The 12346-nt window shown below is 46.4% G+C and carries 11 protein-coding genes; 8 read left to right on the top strand and 3 right to left on the bottom strand.

The annotated features are described in order from the left end of the window. The first annotated feature begins 145 nt into the window (after nucleotides 1-145). From QZ938_RS31845 to QZ938_RS31830, 4 genes are all read left to right on the top strand, one after another. Nucleotides 146-400 carry a hypothetical protein gene (locus QZ938_RS31845; RefSeq protein WP_293155206.1) on the top strand — a complete coding sequence of 85 codons (255 nt, stop codon included), beginning with the start codon at nucleotides 146-148 and terminating at the stop codon, nucleotides 398-400. Between the two features lie 41 nt (nucleotides 401-441). Next, nucleotides 442-1623, top strand: a complete 1182-nt coding sequence (locus QZ938_RS31840) for an MltA domain-containing protein (RefSeq protein WP_293356232.1) — start codon at nucleotides 442-444, stop codon at nucleotides 1621-1623. Between the two features lie 240 nt (nucleotides 1624-1863). Next, nucleotides 1864-2397, top strand: coding sequence for a hypothetical protein (locus QZ938_RS31835; protein ID WP_293155202.1), 534 nt, complete (start codon nucleotides 1864-1866; stop codon nucleotides 2395-2397). Between the two features lie 146 nt (nucleotides 2398-2543). Continuing rightward, nucleotides 2544-3488 (top strand): ROK family protein, encoded by a 945-nt coding sequence (locus QZ938_RS31830; RefSeq protein WP_293356229.1) that lies wholly within the window; start codon nucleotides 2544-2546, stop codon nucleotides 3486-3488. A gap of 106 nt (nucleotides 3489-3594) precedes the next feature. Here the strand turns inward: QZ938_RS31830 and QZ938_RS31825 are convergent, their stop codons facing one another. Further along, on the bottom strand, nucleotides 3595-4020 hold the full coding sequence (locus QZ938_RS31825; RefSeq protein ID WP_293365682.1) for a hypothetical protein: 426 nt from the start codon (nucleotides 4018-4020) through the stop codon (nucleotides 3595-3597). Between the two features lie 491 nt (nucleotides 4021-4511). Further along, nucleotides 4512-6170, bottom strand: a complete 1659-nt coding sequence (locus QZ938_RS31820) for a CTP synthase (protein ID WP_293155193.1) — start codon at nucleotides 6168-6170, stop codon at nucleotides 4512-4514. Between the two features lie 113 nt (nucleotides 6171-6283). Here QZ938_RS31820 and QZ938_RS31815 point away from each other — a divergent pair, with 113 nt between their 5' ends. Beyond that, complete coding sequence (locus QZ938_RS31815; RefSeq protein WP_293155190.1) at nucleotides 6284-6427, top strand: hypothetical protein; 144 nt, start codon at nucleotides 6284-6286, stop codon at nucleotides 6425-6427. A gap of 76 nt (nucleotides 6428-6503) precedes the next feature. Here QZ938_RS31815 and QZ938_RS31810 read toward each other — a convergent pair whose 3' ends face one another. After that, entirely contained in the window at nucleotides 6504-7472 is a 969-nt protein-coding gene (locus QZ938_RS31810) for an Rpn family recombination-promoting nuclease/putative transposase (protein WP_293340064.1), read from the bottom strand. A 281-nt stretch (nucleotides 7473-7753) separates the two neighbouring features. On the opposite strand from QZ938_RS31810, the gene QZ938_RS31805 reads away from it, so the two are divergent. The 3 genes from QZ938_RS31805 to cutA all read left to right on the top strand — a co-directional run bounded on the left by QZ938_RS31805 (nucleotide 7754) and on the right by cutA (nucleotide 11954). Then, nucleotides 7754-10369: a VIT domain-containing protein gene (locus QZ938_RS31805; RefSeq protein WP_293356226.1), complete on the top strand. Its 2616-nt coding sequence runs from the start codon at nucleotides 7754-7756 to the stop codon at nucleotides 10367-10369. Between the two features lie 252 nt (nucleotides 10370-10621). Continuing rightward, nucleotides 10622-11518 carry a pentapeptide repeat-containing protein gene (locus tag QZ938_RS31800; protein ID WP_293356223.1) on the top strand — a complete coding sequence of 299 codons (897 nt, stop codon included), beginning with the start codon at nucleotides 10622-10624 and terminating at the stop codon, nucleotides 11516-11518. 115 nt (nucleotides 11519-11633) lie between these two features. Next, nucleotides 11634-11954 carry a divalent-cation tolerance protein CutA gene (gene cutA, locus QZ938_RS31795; RefSeq protein WP_293356220.1) on the top strand — a complete coding sequence of 107 codons (321 nt, stop codon included), beginning with the start codon at nucleotides 11634-11636 and terminating at the stop codon, nucleotides 11952-11954. Nucleotides 11955-12346 lie beyond the last annotated feature (392 nt).

Raw genomic sequence — 12346 nt, 5'->3', positions numbered from 1 at the left:
CCCCCCCCTCTCTTCCTCTCCCCCTCTCCCCCTCTCCCCCTCTCCCCCTCCCCTCTCCAACCTAATAAATGAGGGAATGTGCCGAGCATCAGGTAGAATATAAAATCGTTCTAAAAGCTTAAAATCAAAAATCTAAAATACACATATGCCCAGAACACCCAGCGAATATTCCGTGCACCTGCTGCTTGATGGCGGCCACCGCGAAGAAATCCGTTTTGCAACTCTGCCAGATTTTCAACAGTGGTATAAAACCCTGGTTCCCAAACAAGATTCGTCAGAATTTGTCAATGTTCCGATCAAAAATATTCAAGGAGAATACATGGTAGTTCGCCCTTCCAGTATTCTCGCAATTCGCGTAGAACCGCTGTTTAGTTCTAGTATCGAACGATACGATGAATGATCGACTAGGAAAGTTATCAATTGATTAGGGAAATTTAGAAATTGAGCAAGATTTTTCGCTATCAGCTATTGGCGATCGCCTGTTGTGTTTTGGCGATCGCATTTTCTGTTCCGGCGATCGCAATTCCGGCGCTGCAACAAATTAGTGTAAGTCAATTACCAGCGAGTGAATTGGAGTCGATCGCCTTTGACGCTCAAATCTGGGGCGAAAATGGCAAAGCTGGGGATAAACAATTGCTGTTAAAGTCGATCGACTACAGCCTCGGTTATCTTAACTCCCAGGCCGCTGCTAGTGCTTACAGTCGCTATCGGGTTTCAGGTATTACGCGCGATCGAGTTAGGCGATCGCTCGCTCGATTCCGCGAATTAGTTGTCAGTTCTACAACTCCAACACAACTCCAGGAATCAGTCAAGCGGGAGTTTGTGTTTTATAAATCCACGGGCAAAGACAACAAAGGAACAGTAGCATTTACCGGTTATTTCGAGCCGACTTACCAAGCCTCTCGCACGCCTAATTCCGAATACCGTTATCCCCTGTACAAGGCACCACCAAACCTCGGTTCTTGGCGCAAACCTCACCCAACTAGATTGGAATTGGAAGGTGCGGATGCTTTGCAGGGAAGCAAAGGATTGCTGCGGGGATTGGAATTAGTCTGGTTGCGCGATCGCTTCCAAGCATTTCTCGTCCACGTCCAAGGTTCTGCGAAGTTGCAGTTAGCAGACGGTGGCGTGATGACAGTGGGTTTCGCGGGGAAAACCAGTCACAGTTATACAGGTGTCGGGCGAGAATTAGTTAAGGACGGCAAGTTTACTTTAGACCAGCTAACATTGCCGAAACTAAACGAATATTTTACCAATTTTCCGGCAGACATGGACAAGTATTTGCCGAAGAATCAAAGCTTTGTCTTCTTCCAGAATACTAACGGAGCACCTGCTACTGGCAGCATTGGAGTGCCAGTAACTGCCGAAAGGTCGATCGCCACCGACAAAGCTTTAATGCCACCGGGCGCGCTAGCATTAATTAGCACGAAACTGCCCTATCCCAATGCAGCGGGGAAACTCGAACAAAATGCCGTTAATCGGTTTGTTTTGGATCAAGATACGGGCGGTGCAATCAAAGGCGCGGGCAGAGTTGATGTATTTATGGGCACGGGGAACCTGGCGGGCGATCGGGCTGGTTATATCAACGCGACTGGAGAACTGTATTATCCGCTATTAAAGTAGCAACAAACCAGTCTTTCTAGTCAAAGGTATGTTGTTGCGCTTGGGCGCTCTTTCTTATATATGTAAGAGCGCCCAAGCGCAACAACATACCTAAAGATTCATAGGATTTACACAGAATTAAAGTAGCAACGAAGCAGTCTTTCTGATATCAAACTAAAAAAGGTACGTTGTTGCGCTTGGGCGCTCTTTATTATATATATGTAAGAGCGCCCAAGCGCAACAACATACCTAACCCGACAAATGCTAAACAAAATTTGGCAATTCCTCAAACAACTAATCCAGCGCTTATTGGGAAACACACCCCCACCTGCGCCACCGCCACAGCCCCGCCCCACCCTAACTGACGCGGAATACGAGTCGAAATTCATGGAAATCCTGGAAGGGGTGAATGCCGGCTGGAGTCGAGGGGATGTCGCGGGATTCTTAATCGCTAAACGCCTGAAAGATGGTGAATTGGCGGCTTGGTTGCGACGGTTTGGAAGTCGATTGTTTGAGGAGTTTGAGGAGGAGGGCGAGCACGGGGGCATCGCCCCTACGGATGCGGTGGAATCGCTTCAGGAATTGGCGCGCAGGCTGGAATTGTTGGGTAGAATTCGCAGCGGGGAATTGTCGGAGGTGGCGGGGGATATTGGGCGGGAGATTTTGACGCGATTTCCGCTGCCGGTGGTTGAGGATGATGCTGGTGGGTATGGGAATGTGATTGAGGCGGTGTTTGTTGGGGATGGTTTGGGTGTTTCTGGGGATGCGAATCGCGGAGGTGGAGAGGATGAATAGGATTTATATAGCAGGCTAAGAATTTAATAGACTCAGAGCGATCGCCATGATATTCTTAGCAATTAAGCGCCGCATCCGTCGCTAATTTTCACACACTCAAATAAGACGAAAGAGGACTGAAGTCCTCACTACAAACTTAAATCGTAATGGCACAAGTAATCGGCATTGACTTAGGTGGCACCGCAATTAAACTCGGCAGATTCAGCGAAGACGGCATTTGTCACCAATCCTTAACAGTCCCAACGCCTCAACCCGCTACTCCAGAAGCCGTTTTAGCCGCCATCACCGATGCTATTTTACAACTTCAAACTCCCCCCCTTAAGAAGGGGGTTGAACTTCAAACTCCCCCCCTTCTTAAGGGGGGGCTGGGGGGGGATCGAATATGTGCGATCGGCATTGGCACACCAGGCCCAGCAGACGCAGCCGGCAGAATAGCCCGAGTCGCAATCAACCTCAAAAACTGGCAAAACGTCCCCCTAGCTGACTGGTTGGAAGCCAAAACCGGACTGCCGACAATCTTAGCAAATGATGCCGATTGCGCCGGATTAGGAGAATCTTGGTTGGGCGCAGGAAAGCACTTTAAAAACCTAATTTTACTGACATTAGGAACAGGTGTAGGCGGTGCAGTTATCCTAGATGGCAAACTATTTACAGGTCATTTAGGTGCTGCCGCAGAATTAGGATTAATTTCGATAAATCCCGACGGCCCAGAGTGTAATAGTGGAAATCATGGTTCTTTAGAACAGTACATTTCCGTGCTAGCAATTCGCCGCGATACTGGTTTGGAACCCTTAGAATTAGCCAATTTAGCTAAGTCTGGAGATGCTAAAGCTTTAGAATTTTGGAGAAATTATGGTCGCTATCTCGGTATCGGTTTAGCAAGTATTATTTATATTTTAACACCAGAAGCTATTATTATTGGTGGCGGAATTAGTGCAGGTGCCGAGTTTTTCTTGCCAGCAGTTCGAGCTGAAATTGAGCGGCGCGTGCTGCCGAGTTCTCGCGAAGGTTTGCAGTTATTGGTTGCCCAATTGGGCAATCAAGCAGGCATGGTAGGCGCCGCAAAATTAGCTTGGCAAATCAGTTTGTAGTGCGTCCTGGCGTCCGCAGTTTCAGAGCGGACTGAAGTCCGCACTACAAACCATTTTTATTATGGTCATGGATAGCACATGATATCACTAACGACTAATGACTTCTTTATGGCAGAGAGTGCCCAGTTATATTTTTAATATATTCCTGAATTTTTAGATAAGTGTCCGAGTTGCTTTCGCGCATGATAATAATATTAGTACCGCTGTCAGGCAGGCAAAAGCTGATTAACCGACCGTTCTGTTCGCAACCAAAAGAGCTGATTCGACTCAGATCGATCGCAAATTCTTTGCGCTCGTAATTAATTTTAATCCAGGAACCTTTAGAATTGCGATCGATCGTTCTTTTGAGGTAATCGAGAATTTGCTTGTAAGCCTCATAATTCCCTTGGGGATTGAGGATAATCGGCAGACTGCTATTCGGCAGCCAAAAAGTAATACGCTTGTTATCCGGTTCGCTAGAAAAAGCACTAATAGTGTCAAGGTCAATTATGTATGTATTTTTCTCATAAGTAATTTTGCTCCAGTAAGCCACAACACAAAACCTCCTCAAACCTGCGTTTTCTGGTATTTTAGGATAGTTTGACAACTCATACAATTTTAGATTTGAGCTTTTAGACTTCGGCTAGGGCGATCGCCCTTACGATTTTAGACTGAGAATGACAGATGACTGTGATGGTTAGGATATTGCCTACAGTTGTATTGTTTTGTGAGATTGGTATCACCATTGAAATCCCAGCTAAAAAGTTAAGTAAAAAGATCCGCAATTTTTACCTTCTGCCTTCTCCCTTCTGGCTTCGGGTACTACCCCCCAACCCATGTAAGCTAGGGTCGGGAGGTAAGGTTTTTCAGTCGTTGAGAAGGCTCCCCGATATCATGTCTAGTAAGTGCAACCCGAATCAAATCCTATTGTTGGGTTGGGCGGGTTTTCTACAGAGATTGTCTGCCGGATTTGAATATTGTTTGCTCTGGCCCGCCCTACAGACATCCAATATATCAAAACTATCGATCGCACATGAGATGAGATCAGGCTCCTGCAAGTTTCCCTGCTACTAAGTCGCGAGCCTCTGCTTCTAAAACATCCTGCTTTCCCTGAGAGCTCGCTGCTTGGATAAACCCCTGAAACAAAGGGTGTGGGGCGCTAGGCCTAGATTGGAATTCGGGGTGAAATTGACTGGCGATGAAAAAGGGATGGTTGGGCAATTCGATCATTTCTACGAGTCGGCCGTCGGGAGATGTGCCGGATACTACATAGCCTGATTCTAAGAAAAGATTGCGGTAGGCATTGTTGAACTCGTATCGGTGGCGGTGCCGCTCGTAAATCACTTCTTTTTGATACAGTTTGAAAGCGAGGGTGTCCGGGTTTACGCGGCACGGATACAAACCCAGTCGCATCGTACCGCCCAAATCGATTACATCTTGCTGTTCTGGCAATAAATTAATTACTGGATTTGCTGTATCCGGGTTGAATTCAGCGCTGTTGGCATCCTCTAGCTGGGCGGTGTTGCGCGCCCATTCGATGACAGCACACTGCATCCCCAAACACAATCCCAAAAATGGTATTTTATGGTGTTTGGCATATTGAATCGCAGCTATTTTGCCGTCAACTCCCCGAATCCCAAAACCTCCGGGCACAACAATGCCGTTGATATTTTGGAGATAGTTTTCGATGTTTCCCGATTCTAAATCTTCTGAGTTGATCCAGTGCAAATTTAGGTCGCAGCCGATCGAGATTGCCGCGTGCCGCAAAGCTTCCACCACCGAAAGATAAGCATCGTTCAACCGCACGTATTTGCCAACCAAAGCAATCTCAATCTTGTGGCTGGGGCTATACAGCCGTTTGACTAAGGTTTGCCACTGAGTCAAATCGGGTGGCCGCTGTTCGAGTTGCAGCAAATTGATGGTTTGTTCCGCCAAACCTTCCTGTTCCATCATCAGCGGTACTTCGTAGATACTTTTGGCATCTTGAGCTGTGATGACGCATTCTTCGGGTACGTTGCAGAATTCTGACAATTTTTGTTTGAGGCCCAGAGGTAAAGGTCGATCGCACCTACAGACTAAAATATCTGGTTGAATGCCGATCGACCGCAACTCCTTAACCGAGTGCTGAGTCGGTTTAGTCTTCATCTCCCCAGCCGACGGAATCCAAGGTATCAGCGTCACGTGCATATACACAACATTTTGCCGTCCGACAGCCTTGCGAAACTGGCGAATGGCTTCCAAAAACGGCAAAGATTCAATATCTCCCACGGTGCCGCCAATTTCCGTAATCACCACATCAGGATTAGTATTTTTTGCTACCCGAAAAATGCGCTCTTTAATCTCATTAGTGATGTGGGGAATCACCTGCACCGTGCTCCCTTGATACTCGCCGCGGCGTTCCTTATTAATCACGGCTTGATAAATGGAACCCGTGGTGACGCTGTTGAGGCGAGACATGGAAGTATCGGTAAAACGCTCGTAGTGCCCCAAATCCAGGTCAGTTTCCGCACCGTCTTCGGTGACGAATACTTCTCCGTGTTGAAACGGGCTGAGAGTACCGGGGTCAACGTTAATATAGGGGTCTAGCTTCAAAATCGAGACAGAGTAGTCCCGGGATTTCAATAAGCGACCTAGAGAAGAAGCGACAATTCCCTTGCCGATACTGGAAACCACGCCGCCGGTCACAAACACAAATTTGGTCATAAATTTTTGACTTTAGATCTTTCTAGTTAAGAAGGTAACACTCAAATCTAAGAGCTAAAATCCAAAATTGTCCAGCAGGGTTTGAGCATTTCCCAAATACGGGTGCGGATACGATGAGTCACACATTAGCTGAATCGGCTGGTTGGCATGGGTTTGAAGTGCGATCGCCAATTCACGGACTTTTAAATATTCCTCAGCTCGCTTTTAGAGGAGACAAAGGGCGAACCAGAAACCAACGCTTCTTTGGGAGCATCTGAGTTTTGTAAAAAGCATTTTTTTGTAGTGCGAGCTTAAGAGCTCGCGTATTGTAAAACACAGATGCTCCCGCTTCTTTTACCTCGATCGAGAATATGCCTGCAAGCGATCGGTCAAATCTGGCACACTAGCCAACTCAAAAATGGATTTCCCTAAATTTTCTAATTGCTCAGCGGATAACTGATTGATGCGAGTTTGGATCTCCGGCGACAGCGGGCCGACACGGGACTCCAAAAGCGACAAAATTAATTGTACTTGTCCTTGTTTGATACCTTGTTCGATACCTTGTTCGATACCTTGTTCGATACCTTGTTTGATACCTTGTTCAATCCCGATTCTGGTAGCTTTTGTCATGGCGCCGCGCTGGTCTTGAATGAAAATTTCTCGCCTTTCCAAATCTTCCAATTCATCGGGATCTAGATTTGCTTCATTGGCAATTTCAAAAGCTTTACGGAGTTCCGGCACATTCCCCAACTCTTCTGGTACCGACCTTAACGTCCGAGCGGTTTTCATGAAATATATCCACTTGTCAGTCAAAGTCTCTAATTCTTCTAAAGTTTTGTCAAATTTGGGCAATTCAACAAAAACAAATTCTAATTGATCCGCCAAGTAATCCATTTTATTGTTTTTCTCTTTGATGCAAAACCGGGAAATTACCGTTTCCAGATGTTCAAACATTTCAAAATCGGTAATCGTCAAGGCAATTACGGGATTTAAAAGATCGTAATTTTCTCCGCTTTTTAGTTGTACTGAGTAAGCTTTGGTGGCATTATATAAAACCCGCTTGTCAAAGGATTCTACATTCAATACCTGCATTTCGATAATTACTGTCTTTGTACCACCAATTTTAGCTTTAACATCCAAGTAAGTATTTTTAACTCCTTTGATTTTGGGAGCTAAATAAGGGTCAAGAATTTCTAAGTCTTCGATAACAGGATTTGCTTCGTAGATAATCGCATTCAAGAAGCTAATCAAAATATCCTTGCTATTGGCAGAGCCGAAGATTTTTTTAAAGGCAAAGTCGGTTTTGGGATTAATGAAACTCATGGTGATTTAAATTTATTAGAGGCTGAACAGTTGAGTTGAAAATTATTTAAGCCATCTAACTATTATACAATATTTAGCATTTGGGTGGGTTAGCAGTCGATCGCCCGAACCGACCTCAATACCGATGCCAGTCCCAGTCTGCGCCTGTGGAGTTGTAAAATCTTTAATCTAAAATCTCAAATTCCGTTCAGTCATGTTTCTCAAACAGCTAACCCAGGAACGTTTCGCCAATGGTAAAGTCATGATAGATAGAGCACCTCAAGTCTGATAAAAAAATTGCTATGAAGTTTGTCTGCGTTCTATCCCGTCAACGGTTGCTTTCTGGTGGTATCGCATTGATCGCAGCGATCCTCTTCGAGGGCTTCGCTAACGAGTGCGGAGCTATTCTCGCTCCCCATGGGGCGCGGGCAAACACTCGTGGGCAAAATCATTCGTCTCTGTCGCCGAAAATCCTCGCTAGTAACGATGTTAGTTGTAAGGGCGCGCGATCGCCCGAAACTCGCTGTCGAGTCGGCGGTTTGTTCGTCAAAACTCAAAATACGTCTACAGAACAAGTCTTTACTCTCAAGCACACTGAAGTTAAAGCTAAAATTGCCGGCAATATCTCCCGCGTCGAAGTTGTTCAAAAATTTGAAAATCCTTTTCCCGAATCTTTAGAAGCTGTTTATGTATTTCCCCTCCCGGATGAAGCGGCGGTGGACGATATGGAAATTAAAATCGGCGATCGCATTATTAAAGCTAATATCAAACGCCGCGATGAAGCTTTGGAAATTTACCAAAAAGCTAGAGAGCAAGGTAGGACTGCGGGTTTGTTAGAACAAGAACGCGATAATATTTTTACTCAGTCTCTCGCTAATATCAAACCGGGAGAAAAGATTGAAGTTACGATTCGCTACACCGAGAGTCTCAAATTTGCCGGTGGCGATTACGAATTTGTGTTTCCCACAGTGGTAGGCCCGCGCTATATTTCGCAAAATACGACCCCCCCCAACCCCCCCTTACCAAGGGGGGGCGATAGTTCTGAGTCTCCAGGGGCCAGAGATGGCAACAACACTCTATCCCCCCCCTTAGCAAGGGGGGGGCAGGGGGGGGTTAATACCGACGCTACTCGCATAAACCCGCCTCTCTTGCCTCCGGGTACGCGATCTGGTCGCGATATCGCTGTTTCGGTAGAAATCGATGCCGGAGTTGCGATCGGCGATGTCCGCTCTACTTCCCATCAAATTACAACAGAACGCAGCGGCAATCTTGTGCGCGTCCAACTAGCGAATTATGACACAATTCCCAATAAAGATTTAATTCTCCGCTATCGAGTATCAGGCGAAAATACTCGCGCCACAGTCCTGAGCCAAGCCGACGAACGGGGCGGTCATTTTGCCACTTATTTGATTCCGGCATTAAACTACAAAACTAATGAAATTGTACCGAAAGATGTCGTGTTTCTGATGGATACTTCCGGTTCTCAACAGGGCGAACCGCTAGCAAAATCTAAGGAGTTGATGCGCCGCTTCATTCAAGGGCTGAATCCCAAGGATACTTTTACGATTATTGATTTTGCCAACACGGCGCAAGCGCTGTCCGCTACTCCTTTAGCGAATACTGCCCAAAATCGACAAAGCGCAATTAATTATATCGATCGGTTGCAAGCTAACGGCGGCACAGAACTGCTGAACGGCATTCAAGCTGTGATGAAGTTTCCGGCTGCACCAACGGAAAGGCTGCGGAGTATTGTACTAATTACTGACGGTTATATTGGCAATGAAAAAGAAGTTTTGGCTCTTGTGCAGCGGAGTATAAAGCCTGGGAATCGACTTTACAGTTTTGGTGTTGGTAGTTCGGTGAATCGGTTTTTGCTCAACCGTTTGGCTCAAGTTGGTAGAGGCACGTCTCAAGTAATTCGTCAAGATGAACCTTCAGCCGAAGCTGCTGAAACTTTTTTCCGTCAAATTAACAGTCCGGTATTGACTAATATTGAAATTAGTTGGGAAGGAATGGGCGAAAAACCGGAGATTTATCCGATCGCACCCCCAGACTTATTTACCAGTCAGCCGCTGGTGTTGTTTGGCAAAAAGAGCGATCGAACTAACGGCCAACTTCGCATCCGCGGCACTCAAGCGGGCGGCAAAGCTTACGAGCAAATTTTACCTGTTAATTTTGCTCAATCCGGAGCGAGACAACGGGAGTCAACTTCAGGCGCAGCAATTGTTACAGATTTTGGCAATCCGGCGGTAGCTCAGCTTTGGGGGCGATCGCGCATTAAAGATTTAATGAATCAAATGTTTGGCGGCGAGACTCCTTCTTTGGTGGAAGCTGTGACTAATACAGCTTTGGCTTATCGCTTGCTGTCGGAATACACGGCTTTTGTGGCTGTGAGCGAAGAAGTGCGAGTCGAACCTGATGGTGCTCGGCGCCGCGTGCAAGTGCCCGTGGAATTGCCGCAGGGTGTCAGCTATCAAGGTATTGTCCCAGCCCAGGAGCGGGAGCAAACCAGAGGTGGTGCTCGCAACTTTGGCGGGATTAACAGCCCGCTACCAATGAGTCCAGCTCCTGCGAGAATGGTGCCACCGCCACCACCACCACCGCCACCACCGCGCCAGCAGCAGATTGCTGCTCGCTTGCAAGTAGTCAGCGCTCCCGGATTGGATGCTGGGGCGATCGCATCTCTGAATAAATACCTGCGATCTGTTAATCTCCCAGCGGCGGTTAGCGGCGAGACGGTGTGGGATTTATCCATACAAGACGGCCGTGTTGCGAAAGTGGCTATCGACAGTAAAACCTCGACGCTGCAAGGAACAGACGCCCTTGAGAGTCTCAAAGCAGCCTTGAACTCCTGGCAACCTCCCGCAGGATTCAAGGGTACGCTGAGGCTGAAATTGCGGATTAATGCCGATCGTTAAGGAATGACTATCTATGTCACGAAACATTAACTTTTAATTCAAAAGTACCGAAATGGCGATCGCCACCGAGAGAACAATATAAAATCTTTATTAAGAGATCGCGTTTGAACAGAAAGTGATGCTAACAGAAGTTATACAGTTTGATGCCAACGCTAAAACAGTCTAATTTTTGTAACAGTATAATTTCTGAAACAACCCTAAGAGTAAAGATTTCTCGATCGAACTCCCCAATCAGAGAAGGTATCACGCCCTATGGAAGTTAGCGAACTGCTCAACAATTACGAAAAAGGACAAAGAGACTTTGCTGGAGCCGATCTGAGCGGGGCAAACCTCAGCGGAGCAATCTTAATCGGAGTCAACCTTTCGCGCGCTAATCTTTCAGGGGCGAACCTCAGCAGAGCGTTTCTCACCAAAGCAAGCCTCAAAGGCGCACAGATGCAAAGAACAAATCTCAGTTTTGCCAAAATGGGCGAAACCAAACTCTCAGGCGCAGATTTGACAAAAGCCAATCTGAGCGGAGCTTTTTTAGTCAAAGCAAAAATGCCCAGGGTAAAGTTAAGCGGCGCCACTTTAACCAGCGCCAACCTACGGAGTGCTGTGTTGTGGAATGCCAATTTGTGCAGCGCCGACTTGCAATTAGTTAACTTGCTGGGCGCGAACCTCACGGGAGCTAATTTTAAATGGGCAAACCTTTACGGTGCCAAGCTCAACAGTGCAAAACTTTTTGGTGCTCAATTAACTGGAGTCAGCCTGCGGCGAGCGCAGTTGACAGGGGTGAATCTCTGCGGTGCAGATTTGAGCGGAGTCAACGTCAGCGAAGCTAAATTGATGGGAGCTAATTTGGAAGGCTCGAATTTGGCGGGAGCGAATTTCAGCGCGTCTCAGTTGCGGGGAGTGAAGTTGGCGGGAGCAAACTTAACCGGCGCTAAGTTTAGGGGAAGTTGTTTGAAAGGGGCAAATCTGAATTGGGCAAAATTGTGTCAAGCAGATTTGATGGCGGCCGATTTGAGCGAGGCGACTTTAATAGGAGCTAATTTAGATAATGCTTTGTTGGCGGGAGCTATTTTGCCGGAATCTACTAGGCGCTACTTTTCTTTAGCTGGGGCGTGCAAAGTCAATTCTTGGGAAGTTACGGAAGTTAATTGTTGATTGTTGACTGTTGACTGTTGACTGTTGACTGTTGATTGTTGACTGTTGATTGTTGACTGTTGACTGTTGACTGTTGACTGTTGACTGTTGACTGTTGACTGAATAAGTAATAACTATGACTGTTAATTTTGGGGTAGTGCTGGTAACTGCTGCATCGGAGGTGGAGGCGGAAAATATCGCTAAATATCTAGTTGAACACAAGCTGGCTGCTTGTGTGAGTTTGTCGCCGATTCGCTCTATTTATACTTGGCAAGGCGAGATTCATTCGGAATCGGAGTGGCAGTTGGTGATCAAACCAGATTTGGCTAAATTTGAGGCTTTAAAAACAAAAGTTCAGGAACTCCATTCCTACGAAGTTCCCGAAATTATTGCGATTCCCATTATCGCTGGCAGTGAGGATTATCTGAATTGGATCGGACAATCTTTAGGTTCGTAGTGAGGACTTTAGTCCTTCATTCTCCACGATCAAGACGGACTGAAGTCCTTACTACAAACGAAAAAACAAAGGTTCGTAGTGAGGACTTTAGTCCTTCATTATCCACCCATCAAGAAGGACTGAAGTCCTTACTACAAACGAAAAAACAAAGGTTCGTAGTGAGGACTTTAGTCCTTCATTCTCCACGATCAAGACGAACTGAAGTCCTTACTACAAACGAAAAAACAAAGGTTCGTAGTGAGGACTTTAGTCCTGCATTCTCCACCCATCAAGACGAACTGAAGTCCTTACTACAAACGAAAAAACAAAGGTTCGTAGTGAGGACTTTAGTCCTTCATTCTCCACGATCAAGACGGACTGAAGTCCTTACTACAAACGAAAAAACAAAGGTT

The organism is Microcoleus sp. CAWBG27 (genome assembly GCF_020883145.1).
Taxonomy (GTDB): domain Bacteria; phylum Cyanobacteriota; class Cyanobacteriia; order Cyanobacteriales; family Microcoleaceae; genus Microcoleus.
Note: the sequence above shows the minus strand (reverse complement) of the source record. Positions and strands in the feature narration are given on the sequence as shown.